We start from the raw sequence: 20,225 nt of genomic DNA on the forward strand, positions 1-20,225 counted from the left end.
GCATTAATATTGAATGAGAATCACAAACAACTGAGCATCTAAATCAAAATATTTGATTGAGAATTTACGTTTCTTGAAGCTGATTTACTTAATGGCAGGTAAGCACAATCTCACTGCTTGACGTAAATTGACCCTTTGCGGCAATCACGACCCATAAACAGCAAGCATTGGTGTCGCCCGATAGCTGTAATTTCAGTAGAGCAGCCTGTAGAATATGTGCGTTATCATTACTTATTGACTGAAAAGGGCTTAAAAATGACGTCTGCAACTAAAACTAATAACAGTGGCCCGATATCTTCTCCGATCATTGTCGCGCTGGATTATGCCAATAAAAACGCTGCGTTAGCCTTTGCTGATCGGGTTAATCCGCAAGATTGCCGGTTAAAAGTGGGCAAGGAGATGTTTACCTTATATGGCCCTCAGTTGGTCCGTGATCTGCATGCGCGTGGTTTTGAGGTTTTCCTTGATCTGAAATTTCACGACATTCCCAACACCACCGCTAAGGCGGTGAGCGCGGCAGCTGAGCTTGGGGTGTGGATGGTCAATGTCCACGCTAGTGGTGGTGCACGCATGATGACTGCCGCCAAAGAAGCCTTATTGCCTTATGAGCACCAGGCACCCCTATTGATTGCTGTTACGGTACTTACCAGCATGGATGGCGAAGATTTACGTGATATTGGTATTAACATTAGCCCGGCAGAACATGCCGAACGGTTAGCGAAACTGACATGGGATTGCGGTTTAGATGGGGTGGTGTGCTCTGCCCATGAAGCTGTGCGCCTCAAGCAGGTTTGTGGTGCTGATTTTAAACTGGTTACCCCAGGTATTCGCCCGCAGGGCAGTGAGGCCGGTGATCAGCGCCGTATCATGACTCCTGAGCAAGCCGTCTCTGCTGGGGTGGATTATATGGTTATCGGGCGTCCGATCACCCAATCTCCTGACCCAGAAAAAACACTGAGTGAGATTCTGGCATCATTGAGCAAGGTGGCATAATGACGAATGATAATAGCCGTTTGGTGTATTCAACTGACTCGGGGCGTATCAGTGAGCCTGAGCTAAAACCTGCGCGGCCAAAAGGGGATGGTATTGTTCGTATTCAGCGCCAAACCAGTGGTCGTAAAGGAAAGGGCGTGTGCCTGATTACCGGTGTTGATGGCAGTGATGAGGTGCTGGATAAACTGGCAGCAGAATTGAAGAAGAAGTGCGGTTGCGGTGGCTCGATTAAAGACGGCATTATTGAAATTCAAGGAGATAAACGCGATCTTCTTAAGCAACTGCTCGAAGCCAAAGGGATGAAAGTCAAACTGGCGGGTGGCTGAGAATAATTTATAGTTTCATTTATCAGTTTTCCCCTAATTAATTGACGTTGCAGGTAGTCCGCCAGCAAACGAATCCCGATGAGCTTACACAGGTAAGTGATTCGGGTCAGTGAGCGTAGCTAACACCCTGCAACGTCAAGTCATACCGATAACATTATTTGCTGACTTGGTGCCCGATAACCCCACCAACCGCCGCGCCACCTAATGTCCCCAGCGTACTGCCGGTCAACACCGCACCACCTACAGCACCAGCACCGGCACCGATTGCGGTATTGCGGTCACGTTTGGACATATTAGAACAAGCAGACAGGGACAAGGCCAGCGTTAGCGCCAAGGCGGCAGTGGCAAATCGTTTATTGATTATCATCATCATAATTCTCCTGACGTTGGCTAAGTACGGATAGATCAGGTCATATAGTTTGAATCTATCTATCCTGATGTATCCGTGCAAAATTGAACTTACCTAACTAAGTATAGGCGTTGTAGCAATTTTAGCCGAAGTCTCATTTTGTTAGTGTTTAGAATAAAAATCGTCGTTTAGATTTAAATTCAGAATTAATGCTAAAAACTCGTTTTGTCACCAATAGAAACCAGTATAAATATCCGCGAATCATTTAATAGGTAAATAGTCCTAATTTGATCTGATAAGACGGGGAATGAGGGATTGTCTGAGACTAAAGGCACGATTAACCCATTGTCAGTGCTAAATAAAATATGACGTTCTGCTATGTGTACCTCGCAGACTGTACTTTCCAGCCGATCTGCACGCAGTTTATAGCCATTTATCCCATACCGGTTCTTACCTGTGGCGCTGAAAATGAGAGAAATTCAGTCATTCAGGATACGACGATGCTCAACGAACTGAAGCAACAGGTACTGGCCGCCAATCTGGCGTTACCTCGCCACAATTTGGTCACATTCACTTGGGGCAATGTCAGTGCTGTCGATAGACAACATGGTTTACTGGTGATTAAGCCTTCCGGTGTGGAATATGACGTGATGACACTGGACGATATGGTGGTGGTAGAGTTGGAAACCGGCAAAGTGGTGGAGGGCAGTAAGAAGCCCTCATCGGATACTGATACTCACCGGGTGCTTTATCTTAATTTCCCGCAAATTAGCGGCATCGTTCATACCCATTCACGCCATGCAACCATTTGGGCCCAGGCTGGGCTAGATTTGCCTGCGTGGGGTACCACTCACGCAGATTACTTCTACGGCACCATTCCCTGTACCCGGTTGATGACGCAAGAAGAGATTGCTGGCCGCTATGAATGGGAAACCGGCAATGTCATCGTTGAGACATTCCATCAACGGGGTATTAAACCCGAAGATGTGCCTGCCGTTTTAGTCAATTCACACGGGCCGTTTGCCTGGGGGACCAGTGCGGATAATGCCGTACACAACGCGGTTGTGTTAGAGGAGTTGGCTTATATGGGGATTTTCTCACGCCAATTGAACCCGCAACTCGATGCTATGCAACCGCAATTATTGGATAAACACTATTTACGCAAACACGGTAAAAATGCCTATTACGGGCAATAATCGCTGTTGGGACCTCCTGTTGAGAAGCCGACAATATGGCCCGTGTTCAGTCTTGCACGGGTTTCTCCAGCCATAGCACGGAGTCAGTGATATCGAGCATTTTTGCTTCGACCTGTGCAATGGCATCATTGATACCTTGATTGTAATAATGCGCGCCCAGCTCACGACTGATGAATTCCAGTAAAAATTCCGCATCAAAATCTTCCAGCTCAATACTGAGGTTCTGCTCCAGATAATCCTGAATTTTACGTGCCATCCGCTGAGTCTGTTCACGCGTGAAGGTGATGTCCGCCATTATTGCTGTTACTCCGTTATGAATGTTATTGCTCTTATTCGCTGAGGATATCGACTTGAATGCCTTGTGCCATTAATTGCTGCTGATAACCTGCGGGCAGGCGGTTATCGGTAATGACCCGGTTGATGGACGATAATGGCATCAGTGAGTTCTGATGCACCTGACCAAATTTTGATGCATCGGCCAGAATGATATTTTCAGCGCCTTTGGCTAACACACTATTAATCACATCGGCGCGTAACATATCGCGCCCGGTAAAGCCGGTATCTGCCTGATAACCGTCGATACCGATAAACGCCTTGCTGAAATGCACATGGCGCAAACAAAGTTGCGTCAATGGGCCAACCATACTGTCACTTTTTTTCTGATAAATTCCGCCCAGAAGAATCACTTCACAGGAAGACTCTTTCAATTGTCTGGCGATATAACCACTCACCGTCACCAAGGTGATACCAGGGCGTTGGGCCAAATGATGCGCCAACAGGGCGTTGCTACTGCCGCTTTCGATAAATACCGTCTCACCTTCATTGACCAGTGAAGCGGCATGATTGGCCAATTTTTGCTTCATGGCAAAGTGAGTCATCATGCGAACATCGACATCGTCACTCTCAAGAGCGACGGCTGAACCATGCACTCGTTTGAGCAAACCTCTCGTCTCTAGCTGATTGAGATCCTGACGGATTGTCACCTCAGAGACCTGCGTTTCCTGCGCCAATTCACTGACACTGACACGTTGCCGGTCGTTTACCAACTGTAAAATTATTTGCTGTCTTGGGTTCATGGCATTCCCGATAATAAAGTGTGCTGAAAATTGAACCTGCCAACGTGGGTGGTAAAAATTCGCCGGTTCACAACAACAGCATAATGATAAATAATACCTTAAATAGTGTGGATAACACCCTGTGTTACTCAGGGAAAAGTGAGGCAAGCCACAACTCTGTCTTACAACGCAATCATCGCATTTTTTGCAGTATGTAAAACACATTACTTTTGATTGAAGTTTAATTTACTTTCGAATGAAGGTATTTTGATCAAGATCACGTTATCGATTCATGATTGGTCTATGATTGCGGCTGATGATTGTTGGTAAATCCATTTGCTTAACTGGTTTATTTGTTTAACCAGTCTGGCTGCTTACATAATCCAAACCGGAGGTTCTTATGGAGCTTTATCTTGATACCGCAGATGTAGCTGCAGTAAAACGCCTGGCGCGCGTACTGCCATTACAAGGTGTCACTACCAACCCGACTATTTTGGCAAAAGCGGGCAAGCCTATCTGGGAGGTGTTACCTGCGCTGCGCGATGCTCTGGGCGGTACCGGTAAACTTTTCGCACAAGTGCTGGCCAGTGACAGTGAACTGATGGTGTCAGAGGCAATCATGCTATCAAAGCGCGTCCCCGGTTTGGTTATCAAGATCCCCGCTACCGCTGAAGGATTGGCAGCTATCAAACAATTAAAAGGGATGTCGATTCCGACATTAGGTACCGCCGTATATGGTGCCGGGCAAGGGCTGCTGTCTGCATTGGCGGGGGCTGAATATGTCGCACCCTATGTTAACCGACTGGATGCACAAGGCGGCGATGGCATTGCGATGGTCCGTGAGTTACAGCAGTTGTTAACCTTACATGCCCCGGGCGCGAAAGTATTGGCGGCCAGTTTCCGTACGCCACGTCAGGTAGTAGATTGCCTGTTGGCGGGCTGTCAGTCAGTCACCATTCCGGTGGATGTGGCAGAACAACTTATCAGCGCGCCTGCGGTAAAAGCGGCAGTAGAACAATTTGAACAAGATTGGCAGGGCGCATTTGGCTCGCCAATCTTGAGCTAGTTGATGGTGCCTGCTGTTCAAACGGAAAATAAAAACGCCCTGTGAAACATCAACAGGGCGTGACAATGTCACTTTTTGATTCAGCTTGCTAGCTTAACAAGGGCATTTCCCCAGTTTACCGGCCTCACTGGGGAAGCGGGCATCCAGACAGTAACGGTGGAATTCCCGTTCGGTCATCGGTGTGGTGTCAGGATGATGTCGGCGCATATGATTAACATAATTGCCGTAATCCTGTACTCCCACCATCAGTCGAAAGCTTTGTGCCACGCGGTGTGCGATAAGGCGCAACCAAGCCCGCAGATGAGTCGGGCGGACCGCCACAGAAACCAACGGTATACAACGCGTAATCTGGCGCGGCGTGGTTACTAACCCTGTTCGGGTACGAAACGGTATGCCTGCATTAGCCACGAGCAACCTCCTCACGGAAGACAATTTCAGTCTCATGGGTGGTCGGTTTGCTGGATTTCAGCGCACGACGGACCACAAAGAAAGATGAAATCAGCATGGTCACTGCCACCAGCATAAAGAAGGCACATAAGGCGGCATTGATCTGGTTATTGAACACAATAGTTTCCATGTCTTTAATGCTCTTGGCGGGAGCAATCAGAACGCCTTGCTCAACACCGGCAGAGAATTTCTTCGCTTGAGCCAGGAAACCAATACTCGGTTTTTCATGGAAAATCTTCTGCCAGCCTGCGGTCATTGAGGTAATAAACAGCCAAATTGTTGGCAGGATGGTTACCCAAGCATAGCGTTGCTTCTTCATTTTAAACAGGACGACAGTCCCTAAAATCAGCGCCATCGATGCCAGCATCTGGTTACCGATACCGAACAGTGGCCACAAGGTATTGATCCCCCCTAATGGGTCAACCACACCTTGATAAACAAAGAAGCCCCAGCAGGCGACCGCCACTGTGGTGCCGGACAAGTTACCCAACCATGAGCGGTTATTTGCCAGGCTCGGCACTACGACACCCACCAAATCCTGCACCATAAAGCGACAGGCACGGGTACCAGCATCCACGGCGGTCAGAATAAACATGGCTTCAAATAGAATGGCAAAGTGATACCAGAAGGCCATCATATTGCGGCTGTTAAATATCTCACTGATAATATGCGCCATCCCAACGGCGAAAGTGGGGGCACCACCTGCACGGGATAAAATGGAGTTCTCGCCAACATCTTTGGCAATCATGGCCAGGGTGTCAGGTGTGACTACAAATCCCCAACTGCTAATGGCCAAAGAGGCGCTTTCTACTGTGGTGCCAATCAACGCTGCCGGAGAGTTCATGGCGAAATAGACACCGGGATCGATAACCGAGGCACAAATTAGCGCCATGATGGCGACAAAGGATTCCATCAGCATCGCGCCATAGCCGATAAAGCGGGTGTGACTTTCACGCTCAATCAGTTTTGGTGTAGTGCCACTGGCAACCAAGGCGTGGAAGCCCGAAATAGCCCCGCAAGCGATGGTAATAAACAGGAACGGGAACAGGCTACCGGAGAATACCGGGCCGCTGCCATCAATAAAACGTGTGACGGCAGGCATTTTCATTTCAGGCATGGCAAAGACAATACCGACGGCCAAACCAATAATGACGCCGATCTTCAGGAAGGTCGACAGATAGTCCCGTGGTGCCAACAACAACCACACCGGTAGCACTGAGGCGATAAAACCATAGATAACCAGCACCCAGGTCAGGGTGGTGCCGTGTAAAGTAAAGAATGGTCCCCAATAAGGGTGAGCCGCGATATTGCCGCCGTAAATAATTGCGGACATCATCAGTACGAAACCAATTAAGGATACTTCCGCGATTTTCCCCGGGCGGATAAAGCGCATATAAACGCCCATAAACAGTGCTATCGGGATAGTCGCTGCAATGGTGAACAGGCCCCATGGGCTGTCAGCCAAGGCTTTAACCACCACTAATGCTAGCGCGGACAAGATGATAATCATCACCCCCAGCGCGCCCAGCATAGTGATAACCCCGGCAAAAGCGCCCAACTCTTGTTTTGCCATCTCCCCCAGAGAGCGACCATCGCGACGGGTAGAGATAAACAGGATCAAGAAGTCCTGTACCGCACCGGCCATCATTACCCCGACCAAAATCCAGATAGTCCCCGGCAAGAAGCCCATCTGTGCGGCCAGAATTGGCCCAACCAATGGCCCGGCACCGGCAATCGCCGCAAAGTGGTGACCGAATAGTACCCATTTATTGGTCGGGACATAATCCAGGCCGTCATTGCGCCGCTCAGCAGGTGTCAGGCGACGGTCATCCAACTCAAACACATTCTTGGCAATAAATAGGCTGTAAAAGCGGTAAGCGATGCTGTAACACGCCACTGAGGCGATCACCAACCAGATGGCATTGACATGCTCACCGCGGCTGAGTGCCAGCATAGCAAAGGCAAATGCACCAATTAACGCCACGGTCAGCCATATGACGACAGTCTTGACGTTCTTCATGGGTAACGACTCCTTGTTATGAGGAAAATTTAACAGTTATCAGCACCGGTTTTGGAAAAAAGAGACAAACCGTTAGTTAACATAGGAGCTTTAATGTGAAAGAAAAGGTGCGAAAGTGAAAAGTGTGATCAATAAATTATTTTAACGTAACGTTCAGTAGTATTTGCTTACATTTTGTGACGCTGACAGCGCTAAACTGGAGGGAACATCAAGTGGGATTGAAGGGGGGCAATTGAAAAAGCCGTGGGATGTGGAGTATCACCACGGCTTAATGTGTTTTTTCTAAATATCAAACCACCGGGCGGGCCACCACATTGCGAGTTTCCATGCGAACCTCGGCAATGCGCACTTCGATTTTATCGCTTTGGCTATAAACCGTTTCACCTTTAATTTGCACGGTACCTGTTTCCTGACTGCATACCATCTCATCACGTACTGCATGAATAAACGGTGCAGGGATAAAGGCCACGGCGCCATTATCCAGCAAACGAACACGCAGACCACCACGGGTAACATCAATAATTTCCGCAGCGAAACGGGTATCAGTACCAGCTTGAGGCTGTAGATAACGGGCATACAACCAGTCACCGACATCGCGTTCGGCCATGCGATTCAGACGACGGCGCTCAGCCAATTGAATCGTTATCTCGTCTTGTGGTTTCTCCGCTTGCTGGCCGGTAATAATGGCTTTGAGCAGGCGATGATTGACCATATCACCGTATTTACGAATAGGTGACGTCCAGGTGGCATAGGCCTCTAACCCCAAACCAAAGTGTGGGCCAGGAACGGTACTGATTTCAGCAAAGGTCTGGAAGCGGCGGATACGGCTGTCGAGGAACTGGGTTGGCAACGCATCAAGATGACGGCGCAACTCACAGAAGCCTGGTAGGGTCAGTAGAGCCTGTGGGTCAGCCGCGACACCATTGGCCTGCAACACGGTCGCTGCCTGTTCAACCAATGCCGGATCAAAACCGGTATGTACGTTATAAATGCCAAAGCCCAAATTATCGCGCAAAGCAATAGCAGCACAGACGTTGGCGGCAATCATGCACTCTTCAACAATACGGTTAGCAATACGGCGGTGCTCAACAATGATATCCAGCACCTCGCCTTTTTCACCCAATAGGAAGCGGTAATCTGGACGGTCTTTAAACACCAGGGCATGTTCTTGACGCCAGTTGCTACGCGCCTCGCACACCCGTTTCAGCAATAGAATTTGCTCGGCAATATCCGCATCCGGTGGCTGCCAACCGGTGTTGCCGTCCAGCCAGTCAGAAACCTCGTCATAAACCAGTTTGGCTTTGGACTCGACCCAGGCGGCAGAGAAACGAATATCATCACTCAGCGCGCCATCAGCGGCGATAGTCACACGGCACACCAATACCGGGCGGCGCTCATTTGGCCGCAATGAGCAGAGGTTGTCAGACAAGTGGCGTGGCAGCATCGGAATGTTGAAGCCAGGCAGATAGTTAGTAAATGCACGTTTACGGGCGATTAAATCCAACTCACTGTTTTCATCGACATAGGCGGTTGGATCAGCAATGGCAATGGTCAACAACAGGGAACCGTCACCGTTGTCTTCCACATACAGCGCATCATCCATATCTTCGGTGCTGTTGCTGTCGATAGTAACAAAATGGAGCGCCGTCAGGTCTTCGCGTACTAAGGTGCTATCATGCAAGGCAGATTCAACCATAACCGGGGCTTCACGCTCCAGATTATGGCGAGCTAATGTTACCCACCAAGGCACGAAATGATCTTCACCATTAGTAATAAATGCCGTCAAATCAGCATTAAAAGCACGATCGCCTTTTAATGGGTGACGGCGCATTTCAGCCACCGCCCAATCACCGTTCTGGAAGTCGTGGGTTAACTCACGGGCTGGACGACATTGGATGGCATCACGCAGCAGCGGGTGGTCAGGCACGATAGACAGACGATCATCTTTTCGTTGGACGCGACCGACAAAGCGGGATAAAAATGGCTCGACCAATGTTTCTGGCTCAGCAATTTCACGATCTTTATCCGTGTGCAAGGTGGCAATAATCCGATCGCCGTGCATGACTTTCTTCATCTGTGGCGGCGGAATAAAATAACTTTTCTGCCCATCTACCTCAAGAAAGCCAAAGCCTTTCTCAGTACCTTTAACCACGCCTTCAACGCGCGGGGTCTGAGTGTGAAGTTGCTGTTTTAGCTGCGCCAGCAGCGGGTTATCTTGAAACATATCGTCCAGTGAATGGTGTAGTGAGTGGGTTTAATCCGGCTGACAGTTTTACGCGAATCAGCCCCATCGGGCAAGCGGCATATCACGTTGGAGGGGAATTCCTTGTTAAAGGTATGGGCATATCCGCTGCCCATGATTGCCAGCCCTGGCAACAGCCAGAGGGCCGGCTTTAGCTAACAAACTCAGGCAATGCGCTGTGACAATGGTGGTTGCCAGCGTCGAATGGTCACTGGCACTGATTTTGACGTTGGGGTGTGGGTTTGATCACCAAAGCTGGATAAGGGCACCAGTGGGTTGGTTTCAGGATAGTATGCGGCGAGATTACCGCGCGGGATATCATAGCTCACTAACTTGAATCCACTGACTTTACGAGTAATCCCATCATTCCATAAGGTTTCTATTTCCACTAGCACGCCATCTTCTAAAGCCAACGCGGCCAAATCTTGTGGATTAATGAACAAAACTTCTCGCTGACCATAGACACCCCGGTAGCGATCGTCGAGACCATAAATGGTGGTGTTATATTGATCATGAGAGCGCAATGTTTGTAACACAAACGGGGCCGCCCCCCCTGCAATCGGCGGGAATAGACTCTCTGGCAGGGGTGCGGCGCAAAATTCAGCTTTACCACTTGGGGTAGCAAAACGCATTTCAGCGGCGGCGCTACCCAGATAGAAACCACCGGGTTGATCACAACGCGTGTTGAAATTATCAAAGCCCGGTACGGTGGCGGCAATATGGTCACGGATCAGATTGTAGTCAGCGGCTAATGCCAGCCAGTCCAACTTTGCACCATTAACCTTTTTGTTAGCGAAAACCGCATTGGCGATGCCACAAACAATGGCGGTTTCGGCGTGCTGGGTATCCGCCAGCGGCTTCCCGACCCCTTCAGATGCGTGCACCATACTGAAAGAATCTTCTACCGTAATGAATTGTGAACCACTGGCTTGCATATCGCGCTCGGTGCGGCCCAGTGTCGGCAAAATCAAGGCATCAGTGCCGGTAATCAGGTGACTACGATTTAGCTTGGTACTGATATGAACGGTCAACTCGCAACTGCGTAATGCTTGTGCGGTGCGCTCAGTATCCGGTGCCGCCGCCGCCAAATTCCCGCCAAGGGCAATCAGCACTTTTACTTCACCGCGCAACATCGCTTCGAGAGCTTCCACGGTGTTATGACCCGCACTTTGTGGTGGGGTGAAACCAAAATGGTCGGCCAAACGATCCAGCATGGCTTTTGCGGGTTTTTCATCAATGCCCATCGTGCGATTACCTTGCACGTTACTGTGACCACGTACCGGACATAACCCCGCGCCGGGCTTGCCTAACTGACCAAACAACAGTTGGAGATTAGCCAGTTCCCGCACCGTTATCACTGAATGTTTATGCTGAGTGATCCCCATCGCCCAGGTGATGATAACGCGCTCGGCATGTTGATAAATATCAGCGGCATAGCGAATTTGCTCTTCACTCAGGCCCGACTGTTGGGTGATCTGCGCCCAACAGGTGTTATCAACGGCCGCCAGATACGCGGCTATACCTTGTGTATGTACCGCAATAAAGGCTTGATCAAACAAACCTGATTCCCCTTGCGCCAATTGATGGCGATGGGTTTCCAATAAGGCTTTTACCATGCCGCGCACCGCCGCCATATCACCACCTAAATTAGGTTGAAAATAAGCAGAACTAATAGGGGAGGATTTTGGTGTCAGCATCTCAAGAGGATTTTGCGGATCGGCGAAACGCTCCAAACCGCGTTCACGCAAGGTATTGAAGCTAACAATACGTGCACCGCGATCTTTGGCATGACGGAGGCTGTGTAGCATGCGGGGGTGGTTAGTCCCCGGGTTTTGTCCGAAAACAAAAATAGCATCGGCCAGTTCGAAGTCCTGCATCTGAATGGTACCTTTACCAACGCCGATACTCTGCTTTAATCCGGTACCACTGGCTTCATGGCACATGTTTGAGCAGTCCGGGAAGTTATTGGTCCCCAACATGCGGCCAAATAACTGATAAAGGTAAGAGGCTTCATTGCTGGCACGCCCGGAGGTATATAGCTCCAACTGATCGGGGTTATCCAATCCATTAATATGCTGAGCGATCAACGCCAAAGCATCTTCCCAACTGATGGGTTGGTAGCGGTCAGTTTGTGGGTTATAACGCATCGGATGGGTGAGCCGCCCCTGGTACTCAAGGAAGTAGTCACTCTGCTGGCGCAATGTGGTCAGACTGTGTTCGGCAAAGAATTGGGGTTCCACCGCTTTGCGGGTCGCTTCCCAACTGACCGCTTTAGCGCCATTTTCGCAAAAACTGAAGGTGCTGTGATTATCGTCGCCCCAGGCACAACCGGGGCAGTCAAAACCTTTTACCTGATTGACCCGCAACAAATTGCGAATATTTTTCAACGCTTGCTTGCTGTCCAGGACAAAGCGGGTGGTTGCTTCGAGAGAACCCCAGCCGCCAGCCGCGCCGGTATAGGGTTTTATTGCTGATTTAAATTTCATAATGATACGCCGCAGGTGTCTTTTTTGTTTCAAGCAGGTAACAAAATCATTAACTGTTTGAGTCTGTTTTGTCACAAGTTTAGTGGCGCGGCGGTATGGCGTCTAATCGAATACCGCAATCGTGGCATAGAGGGGATTTATCGTGGTTGATAACATGCGGTGAGACGCGCCAGAAGTGTATCGCGCTCACTGCATAGAGTGGCCGCGCGATGTACCAGCATTCTTATCGTCGGCCGGTGCTCACCGCCACAGGTATTTACTGAGCGTGGTCAGTGGATTAATGCTCGGGGTAGACCTTCTCTTTAAACTCACACAAGTCTTCAATAATGCACGAACCACAGCGCGGTTTACGGGCAATACAGGTATAGCGACCATGCAGGATCAACCAGTGGTGGCAATCAAGCTTAAATTCAGCCGGAACCACCTTGAGTAGCTTGGCTTCAACCTGATCTACATTGCTACCGGGAGCAAAGCCAGTGCGATTACAGACACGGAATATATGGGTATCTACCGCGATGGTGGGCCAACCAAAGGCGGTGTTCAACACCACATTGGCCGTTTTACGCCCCACACCGGGCAGCGCTTCGAGTGCTGCTCTGTCTTCAGGCACCTCGCCATTATGTTTTTCCAGCAAAATACGGCAGGTTTTAATCACATTTTCAGCTTTGGTATTAAACAGGCCGATGGTCTTGATGTATGCCTTCAGGCCATCCACACCCAGGTCAAGCAGGGCTTGCGGGGTATTAGCCACCGGATAAAGTTTGGCAGTGGCTTTATTGACGCTGACATCGGTGGCTTGTGCCGAGAGCAACACCGAAATAAGCAGTTCAAAAGGTGAGGTGTAGACCAGTTCAGTGGTTGGATGTGGATTGTTGTCCCGCAGACGGGTCAGAATCGCGACACGTTTTTCTTTATTCATAAGGCTTTCCCGGCATCTCCATCCTGAAGTTGCGGCGCAGTTGCTACTACTTGTGCTTTGCGCGCTTTTATTTTTTCGTCAATGACATATTTACCGGCCAGCAGTAATCCCAAACCAATAAAGGCACCTGGTGGCAGCATTGCCAGCAGGAAAGGGCTATCCAGATGCAGAATTTCGATACGCAGCACTTTTGCCCAGTTGCCTAACAGCATATCTGCGCCATCAAACAACGTACCGTTACCCAAGATTTCACGCAGTGATCCCAGAACAAATAACGCGCTGGTTGCCCCTAGCCCCATAGCCAGGCCATCGAGTGCCGATAACCCCACCGGGTTCTTGGCCGCGTAAGCTTCCGCCCGGCCAATCACAATGCAGTTAGTCACAATCAATGGAATAAATATCCCGAGGGATTGATATAACCCAAAGGCATAAGCGTTAATCAGCATTTGCACGGTACTGACCACGGAAGCAATGATCATCACATAGATTGGAATACGAATTTCATTTGGCACCCAGCGGCGCAAAGCCGATACCGCGGTATTGGTACATACCAATACCAGCGTGGTAGCTAATCCCAAACCGAGGGCATTGGTGGCGGTAGAGGAGACCGCCAACAACGGACATAGCCCCAGTAGCTGCACTAGCGCTGAGTTATTCTTCCATAACCCCTGCGCTAACAGATTTTTTGCTTCACTCATTGCCGTTCTCCACAGACTGGCAGGCTATCAAGCCTTGCTGGCAAGGTTTCCAAATACAGCGTGGTACTTTTCACCGCCCGCACCACCGCTCTTGGGGTAATGGTGGCGCCGGTAAATTGATCAAAGGTACCGCCATCTTTTTTTACGGCCCAGCGTTTGTCTTGTTCACTTGCTACATGTTGGCCACTGAAATAGCTAATCCAGTCAGAGATTCTAATATCAATTTTATCACCGAGACCGGGGGTTTCGTGATGTTCTATCACCCGACTGCCCAGCACATTACCGTGGAAATCTGCACCGACTAACAGTTGGATAGCACCGGAATAACCATCGGGAGCGGTGGTTTCAATCGCGGCAGCCACGGGTTTATTCGCCAACCGGGCCAGATACAAGCGATGAGGCGACAGGTTACCCAACGCGGCATCAGTGACAACGTAACATTCAGCTTGCATATCGTTGTCATAATTTTCAGCCGGAACAACCTGATCCAGCAACGCTTTTTGTTGCAAAGCGGCCTGATGGGCGATGGTTGACTCTGTCAGTGAGTTAACCACCGCCGTCAATCCGGTAGCACCGGCGGCAAACAGCGCCAAAGTAATGCCGTGACGCTTCATGGTTTTTAGCATAACGGCTCCTTATTTACCGGCACGGTTGTGACCATAAACCCGAGGCTGGGTATAGTGGTCAATCAGTGGAACAGTAATATTGGCCAGCAGTACGGCAAAGGCAACCCCATCAGGATAGCCACCATACACCCGAATTAACCACACCAGAATACCGATTAATGCACCGAAAATCAGGCGGCCACGGGGCGTGGTGGAGGCACTGACCGGATCGGTGGCAATAAAGAACGCCCCCAACATGGTGGCACCGGAAAACAGGTGCAACATCGGCGGGGCAAAACTTTGCGGGGCAACAATCCAACTGATTGCGGCACAGCCAGCCAGCGCCAACAAGAAACTGACCGGAATGTGCCAATGAATCGCTTTACGCCACAGCAGCAATAAGCCGCCCGCCAGAAAACCGAGATTGATCCATTGCCAGCCGACCCCCGCCAGCGTTGCGGCAAAAATGGGCTGTTGCAGAATTTTTGCCACGGGTTGTGAGCGTAGGGCGGTTTTAAAGCTATCAAGCGGTGTGGCCTGACTGACACCGTCATAACTCATCTGGAGTTGATGAATATCAGCGCCACTGTGGGTATATCCGGTAAAGATAGTTAAAAGAGAGTCATAAAACCCCACCGGTGTAGCTTGTAATGGCAGCGGTGGTAACCAACTGGTCATTTGTACCGGGAATGAAATAAGCAGAACTACATAACCCACCATGGCCGGGTTGAACGGATTTTGTCCCAAGCCACCATACAGTTGTTTAGCGATGACGATAGCAAACAGCGTACCCAACACAATCATCCACCAAGGGGCCAATGGGGGCAGGCTTATCCCCAGAAGCAGGCCGGTGAGCAGGGCGGAGTTATCTTGTAACCGCATCAATACGGGCTGTTTGCGTAACTGCAAAACGGCCCCTTCGGCTAGCATGGCGGTAACCATTGCCAGTGCTACCTGAATCAGGTTGCCATAACCAAAGAAGTAGGTCTGAGCAATAATGCCCGGAATGCAGGCCAGAATCACCAGCAGCATGATGCTACGGGTACTACGTTGATTGTGCGTAAAAGGGGAACTGGCTATTTGCAACCCTTGGTTCTGGGTCGATGCTGCTGGCCTGAATTTCATGAAATTACAACCATATGTCGAATGCTTAACAGAGTTCTTAAACGCAGTTATCGCGCTGGCAAGTCAATACTTGCGGGCATCGATACACTCAGCCGTCAGGGGGATAATATTTGTGCCGCATTCTACCCTATTCAGACAAAGTGTAATACGCCTTAATCATAGGGTTATTATCCATAATGCGTTGAAATATTAAGTAAGCTGTAGCATTTAATAAACCAGGCTAATCTAAAAATTTAACTTGCAATTTATATCGCGATGATAACAAACATATAGCAAGAACGGGTTTTTGCGCGGCTTGAGGGTATTAGGCTTTGGTCTCAGATAAATAGATTTAACTCTTTGTTTTAATGGGTTTGTTTTTGTTTTATCTGTAGCTAATCAACTGTAAGTTAACGATTTATTAACTTGTGAAATTAGATTTGAGAAAAGCGTTGGCATAATGATAGATTAATGTAGTATGCACTGTAATTATATATTTAAAGAACAATAAGATGATAAACGAAGACATATTGTTTATAGAAGAATTAATTGAGTGGATTGAAATCAATTTAGAAAAGAGGCCCACACTGGACGATGTGGCGAAGATTTCTGGATATTCAAAATGGCATCTACAACGGAAATTTAAAAGTATTGTGGGGGTACAATTAGCCTCCTATATACGTGGCCGGGTACTGACTCGCGCAGCGGTTGCATTGCGCATTTCACGCCGTCCTATCATTGAAATCTCTGATGAGTTGGGTTTCGATTCGCAGCAAACCTTTACCCGTACATTTAAGAAGCGTTTTGGTGTTACCCCAAATAGTTTTCGTCAAATGGAGCACTGGGATGTGCAAGGGATGATTCCCCGCTTCGGTTTTTGTGAAAATTACACCCCAGAAATCAAACGGATATCTTTACCACCGCGAGAACTGGTGGGCTTTACACGGCGGCTGGATTTTGACGAACACAACCATTGTAGTGGTCAACACTCCTCCTGTATGGCGATGAAAGATGAAATTTTGCTCGATTTCTTTAAGGAAGTTAATTTCTCATGCCAACGGGTGTACTCGCTGTTTTCTGCCAAAGAGTGTCAGCAAGGGCAAAACAGTGTGAATTATTCGACTGCGATTGATAAAGACAAGCGGCATGAAATCCAGGGGCTGCGTGAGGTTGATCATATCTCTATTCCGGCGGGGGAGTTTCTCTCCATATCCCACCAAGGTAGTGCCAAAGAGTGTGTGAAATTCTCAATTTATTTGTTTAATGAAGTGCTGCCAAAATTGCGTGAAGAGTTTGGTGGTGGTATCGAAATGGAAGTTATTGAGATAGACAGTTGTCACGCCGAATCAAAAATGCGTGATATCTCGGTGGTTTATAACTATCAGATGTTGACGAACTGATGTACTGCCGCAGTGGCAGTGCGTCAGTTCAGTGTGTTACGTCTTAATCTGGGTTAGCAGTTTGTGCCGCTTTCTTGGCTTTGACTCGGGCAATGGCGGCAGCTACAGCGGCTTTGCGTGGATCTTCTTCTGATTCTTCATTTTTATGCGTCGCAACCGCGGACTCAAGCTGTGCTTGTGCGGCTTTCTTGGCTTTGACCCGGGCAATGGCGGCAGCTACAGCGGCTTGGCGTGGATCTTCTTCTGACTCTTCATTTTTATGCGTCGCAACCGCGGATTCAAGCTGTGCTTGTGCGGCTTTCTTGGCTTTGACCCGGGCAATGGCGGCAGCTACAGCGGCTTGGCGCGGATCAACCGACGACGGTGTTGACTCATCGGAGGCGACAGCCAGCTGTTTTTCTGCCTGACGTGCTCTGGCCTGTGCTTTACGTGCTTCTCGAGCGGCAATGACGGCACTGTTATCCGGTGTTTGCCCTGCGGTCACGCTGATAACCGCGTCGGCATTCTTATCCTGGCGGGCTAATCGACTGACTGCGGCTTCAACCTTTTGCTGGTCAGCATCAGTCAGCTTGACCGCGGCTTGTTTATGGCGCAGTTCACGCGCACGCTTTTCTCGTTCCAGCCGCGCTTGTTTGGCCTCAAAACGTGCTTTGGCTTCCGCTGCTCGGGCATTTTCCTGATCGAGGGCGCGGATTTCTGCTTTTTCCTGACGGTAATACTGTACTAATGGGATATTGCTCGGGCATACATAGGCGCAAGCACCACATTCAATACAATCGAATAAGTTATGATTGCGCGCTTTCTCGTGTTCTTCACCTCGACTGAACCAATAGAGCTGTTGGGGCAATAAACCTGCTGGACAGGCATCAACACATAAGCCACAGCGAATACAAGCTTGTTCCGGTTCTGATAGCCCCATTTCGGCTTCGGTCGGCGCTAAGATACAGTTACTGATCTTAACGATCGGTACATCCAAACTTGGCAAGGTAAAGCCCATCAGCGGGCCACCCATGATCACCATCGGTTGGTGCTGAGGCTGAAATCCGGCCAGTTTCAACAAGTGCAATACCGGTGTCCCAATTCTGGCCCAGAAATTGCTTGGTTTTGCTAATGCATCACCGGTGAGTGTCACGACTCGTTCAATTAATGGCTCATCGTCGATAATCGCTCGCTTAATGGCGACCACTGTACCCACGTTTTGCATCAATACCCCAATCGATGAGGAGTGCTTGCCGAAAGGCACCTCTTTACCGGTCAGGATTTTGGTGAGCTGCTTGGCACCCCCGGACGGATATTTAGTCGGTACAACCCGCAACTGGATCTCGTCATGGCCCTGTAATGCATGTTGTAAAGCCGCAATGGCGGCGGGCTTATTATCTTCAATGCCAATCAACACCTGCTGTGGTTGCAGCAAGTGTCTTAGAATATCAATACCGGCGACCAGCTCTTGCGCGTGCTCCTGCATTAACCGATCATCGGCGGTGATATAAGGCTCGCATTCAGCCGCATTGATAATCAGGGTGGTAACACTGTTCACGCCACCTTGTAATTTACTGGCGGTCGGAAAGCCTGCGCCGCCCAAACCGGCGATACCCGCTTGATGAATACGATCCAGTAACGCCGCGGTATCTCGCTGTAAATAGTCGGCCCACGGCTGTTGCTCACGCCAACGGTCTGCACCATCCGGGGTAATATGCACACACAACTCAGCCAACCCGGAGGGATGTGCAGTGGTATGCGGGGCAATAGCCGTAATAGTGCCAGAAGTGGGGGCATGTACTGGAACTGTGCGGCCACGGCCCACGGTCAGTGGCTGGCCCTTTAATACTTGTTCACCGGCTCTGACGCGCAGTTCACCTTCTGGTCCCAGATGTTGTTGCAACGGAATGATCATTTGCTCAGGCAAGGATGCGATGCGCATTGGCACCGTGCTGGATTGCAACTTCATTTCCGGTGGATGGATACCCCCGTCAAAATCCCAGATATTGTCGTGTTGGCGGGCAGTAAACAGCTTAAACATGTTGCTCCACATCTATCATTTTCACTGGAATCATCTGTGAGGCCACTAACTGGCTGGGAAGATTTTTGACCGGAATAGTGCTCAGATCCCACTTCCAGTTAGCGGTGGTGGTGGCAACCGGAATCATTTCAATACAGTCTGTCGGGCAAGGGGCAACACAAAGGTCGCAGCCGGTACACAGGTCTGGCAATACGGTATGCATGGCTCGGGTGGCACCCACAATGGCATCGACAGGGCAGGCCTGAATACATTTTGTGCACCCAATACAATTGGCTTCATCAATAAAGGCCACTTTACGCTGTGGATGAGCCGCCGCTTCGTCACCCTCTAGAGGTTGTGGTTCAACCGCCAGCAGTTCAGCCAGCTTAAGCATCACTTGTTCGCCACCCGGCGCGCACTTATTGATTTTCTCCCCCTGAGAGGATACGGCTTCTGCATAGGGCCGACAGCCAGGGTAGCCACATTGACCGCACTGGCTTTGCGGCAAGATTGCTTCTACTTGCTCAACCACGGGGTCTTGATCAACCTGAAAACGGCGGGCAGCAAAACCAAGCACCACGCCTGATATCAGCGCCAATGTACTTAATGCACCTACGGCAATCCATAACGACATCATTAGAACTTCACCAACCCGGTAAAGCCCATAAAGGCCAATGACATCAACCCCGCTGTAATCAGGGCGATAGAAGACCCGCGGAATGGCGCAGGAACGTCAGCCACCGCCAACCGCTCGCGAATAGCAGCGAATAACACCATTACCAGAGAGAAACCGGCTGCGGCACTGAAGCCATAAACCGCCGATTGCATAAAATTATGAGATTGATTGACGTTAAGCAACGCGACACCCAACACAGCACAGTTAGTGGTGATCAGTGGCAGAAATATCCCCAGCAAACGATAAAGTGCCGGGCTGGTTTTGCGTACCACCAATTCGGTAAATTGCACCACGACGGCGATGACTAAAATAAAAGCCAATGTGCGTAAATACACCAAACCAAGCGGCAGCAAGATAAAGCTGTTTACCATCCAGGCGCAAACAGAGGCCAATGTTAGTACAAAGGTAGTTGCCAGCCCCATACCAATAGCGGTCTCCAGTTTTTTGGAGACACCCATAAACGGGCACAGGCCAAGAAATTTGACCAGCACAAAGTTGTTTACCAATACAGTACCGACAAACAGGAGCAGGTATTCAGTCATTACGAAGCCTAAAAAAATAAAAGCCGCCTATTATCCAAAATTGGCGGCCTGACGACAACAGATGAAGTGCAGGGTTATTACGATTTACTGGCTATTTTAGGG

At 49.6% G+C, this 20,225-nt stretch carries 19 protein-coding genes; 5 read left to right on the top strand and 14 right to left on the bottom strand.

The genetic code is table 11. The annotated features are described in order from the left end of the window. The first annotated feature begins 255 nt into the window (after positions 1–255). Positions 256–993: an orotidine-5'-phosphate decarboxylase gene (gene pyrF / locus Q2T71_RS10180; protein WP_372558983.1), complete on the top strand. Its 738-nt coding sequence runs from the start codon at positions 256–258 to the stop codon at positions 991–993. Continuing rightward, complete coding sequence (yciH, locus tag Q2T71_RS10185) at positions 993–1,319, top strand: stress response translation initiation inhibitor YciH (RefSeq protein WP_372558984.1); 327 nt, start codon at positions 993–995, stop codon at positions 1,317–1,319. The genes pyrF and yciH overlap by 1 nt, the downstream gene beginning before the upstream one ends. Before the next feature lie 154 nt (positions 1,320–1,473). Here the strand turns inward: yciH and osmB are convergent, their stop codons facing one another. Further along, positions 1,474–1,689, bottom strand: a complete 216-nt coding sequence (gene osmB / locus Q2T71_RS10190; protein WP_083158894.1) for an osmotically-inducible lipoprotein OsmB — start codon at positions 1,687–1,689, stop codon at positions 1,474–1,476. 479 nt (positions 1,690–2,168) lie between these two features. Here osmB and araD point away from each other — a divergent pair, with 479 nt between their 5' ends. Then, positions 2,169–2,864 (top strand): L-ribulose-5-phosphate 4-epimerase, encoded by a 696-nt coding sequence (araD, locus tag Q2T71_RS10195; RefSeq protein WP_372558985.1) that lies wholly within the window; start codon positions 2,169–2,171, stop codon positions 2,862–2,864. Positions 2,865–2,910: 46 nt separating this feature from the next. Here araD and Q2T71_RS10200 read toward each other — a convergent pair whose 3' ends face one another. Continuing rightward, the gene (locus tag Q2T71_RS10200; RefSeq protein ID WP_005191610.1) at positions 2,911–3,159 is read right to left on the bottom strand and encodes a DUF2164 domain-containing protein; all 249 of its coding nucleotides are present in this window, start codon (positions 3,157–3,159) and stop codon (positions 2,911–2,913) included. Between the two features lie 34 nt (positions 3,160–3,193). After that, a complete protein-coding gene (locus tag Q2T71_RS10205) occupies positions 3,194–3,940 on the bottom strand; it encodes a DNA-binding transcriptional regulator YciT (RefSeq protein ID WP_372558986.1) in 747 nt (248 codons plus the stop codon). A 379-nt stretch (positions 3,941–4,319) separates the two neighbouring features. On the opposite strand from Q2T71_RS10205, the gene fsa reads away from it, so the two are divergent. Beyond that, a complete protein-coding gene (gene fsa / locus Q2T71_RS10210) occupies positions 4,320–4,985 on the top strand; it encodes a fructose-6-phosphate aldolase (RefSeq protein WP_083158891.1) in 666 nt (221 codons plus the stop codon). A 93-nt stretch (positions 4,986–5,078) separates the two neighbouring features. Here the strand turns inward: fsa and Q2T71_RS10215 are convergent, their stop codons facing one another. The 8 genes from Q2T71_RS10215 to rsxD all read right to left on the bottom strand — a co-directional run bounded on the left by Q2T71_RS10215 (position 5,079) and on the right by rsxD (position 15,527). Then, on the bottom strand, positions 5,079–5,393 hold the full coding sequence (locus Q2T71_RS10215) for a CstA-like transporter-associated (seleno)protein (protein WP_372558987.1): 315 nt from the start codon (positions 5,391–5,393) through the stop codon (positions 5,079–5,081). After that, entirely contained in the window at positions 5,386–7,452 is a 2,067-nt protein-coding gene (locus Q2T71_RS10220) for a carbon starvation CstA family protein (protein WP_372558988.1), read from the bottom strand. The genes Q2T71_RS10215 and Q2T71_RS10220 overlap by 8 nt, the downstream gene beginning before the upstream one ends. Before the next feature lie 289 nt (positions 7,453–7,741). Then, positions 7,742–9,676 (bottom strand): exoribonuclease II, encoded by a 1,935-nt coding sequence (locus tag Q2T71_RS10225; RefSeq protein WP_372558989.1) that lies wholly within the window; start codon positions 9,674–9,676, stop codon positions 7,742–7,744. A gap of 182 nt (positions 9,677–9,858) precedes the next feature. Beyond that, positions 9,859–12,180 carry an FdhF/YdeP family oxidoreductase gene (locus Q2T71_RS10230; protein WP_372558990.1) on the bottom strand — a complete coding sequence of 774 codons (2,322 nt, stop codon included), beginning with the start codon at positions 12,178–12,180 and terminating at the stop codon, positions 9,859–9,861. A gap of 277 nt (positions 12,181–12,457) precedes the next feature. After that, positions 12,458–13,099: an endonuclease III gene (gene nth / locus Q2T71_RS10235; RefSeq protein ID WP_372558991.1), complete on the bottom strand. Its 642-nt coding sequence runs from the start codon at positions 13,097–13,099 to the stop codon at positions 12,458–12,460. Continuing rightward, positions 13,096–13,797, bottom strand: coding sequence for an electron transport complex subunit E (locus Q2T71_RS10240; protein WP_083158885.1), 702 nt, complete (start codon positions 13,795–13,797; stop codon positions 13,096–13,098). Before Q2T71_RS10240 ends, nth begins: the two co-directional genes overlap by 4 nt. Continuing rightward, positions 13,794–14,423, bottom strand: a complete 630-nt coding sequence (rsxG, locus tag Q2T71_RS10245; protein WP_372558992.1) for an electron transport complex subunit RsxG — start codon at positions 14,421–14,423, stop codon at positions 13,794–13,796. Before rsxG ends, Q2T71_RS10240 begins: the two co-directional genes overlap by 4 nt. Before the next feature lie 9 nt (positions 14,424–14,432). Beyond that, the gene (gene rsxD, locus Q2T71_RS10250; protein ID WP_372558993.1) at positions 14,433–15,527 is read right to left on the bottom strand and encodes an electron transport complex subunit RsxD; all 1,095 of its coding nucleotides are present in this window, start codon (positions 15,525–15,527) and stop codon (positions 14,433–14,435) included. A 491-nt stretch (positions 15,528–16,018) separates the two neighbouring features. Between rsxD and Q2T71_RS10255 the strand changes: the two genes are divergently transcribed. Beyond that, a complete protein-coding gene (locus Q2T71_RS10255) occupies positions 16,019–16,906 on the top strand; it encodes a helix-turn-helix domain-containing protein (RefSeq protein WP_083158883.1) in 888 nt (295 codons plus the stop codon). Between the two features lie 43 nt (positions 16,907–16,949). On the opposite strand, the gene rsxC is transcribed toward Q2T71_RS10255, so the two are convergent. The 3 genes from rsxC to rsxA are packed head-to-tail and all read right to left on the bottom strand — an operon-like array spanning position 16,950 to position 20,123. Further along, entirely contained in the window at positions 16,950–18,926 is a 1,977-nt protein-coding gene (gene rsxC / locus Q2T71_RS10260; protein WP_372558994.1) for an electron transport complex subunit RsxC, read from the bottom strand. After that, complete coding sequence (rsxB, locus tag Q2T71_RS10265; protein ID WP_083158881.1) at positions 18,919–19,542, bottom strand: electron transport complex subunit RsxB; 624 nt, start codon at positions 19,540–19,542, stop codon at positions 18,919–18,921. Before rsxB ends, rsxC begins: the two co-directional genes overlap by 8 nt. Next, positions 19,542–20,123, bottom strand: coding sequence for an electron transport complex subunit RsxA (gene rsxA / locus Q2T71_RS10270; RefSeq protein WP_013649928.1), 582 nt, complete (start codon positions 20,121–20,123; stop codon positions 19,542–19,544). The genes rsxB and rsxA overlap by 1 nt, the downstream gene beginning before the upstream one ends. Between the last annotated feature and the right edge of the window lie 102 nt (positions 20,124–20,225).

The sequence above is a fragment of the Yersinia sp. 1652 StPb PI genome (genome assembly GCF_041538345.1).
GTDB lineage: Bacteria > Pseudomonadota > Gammaproteobacteria > Enterobacterales > Enterobacteriaceae > Yersinia > Yersinia enterocolitica_E.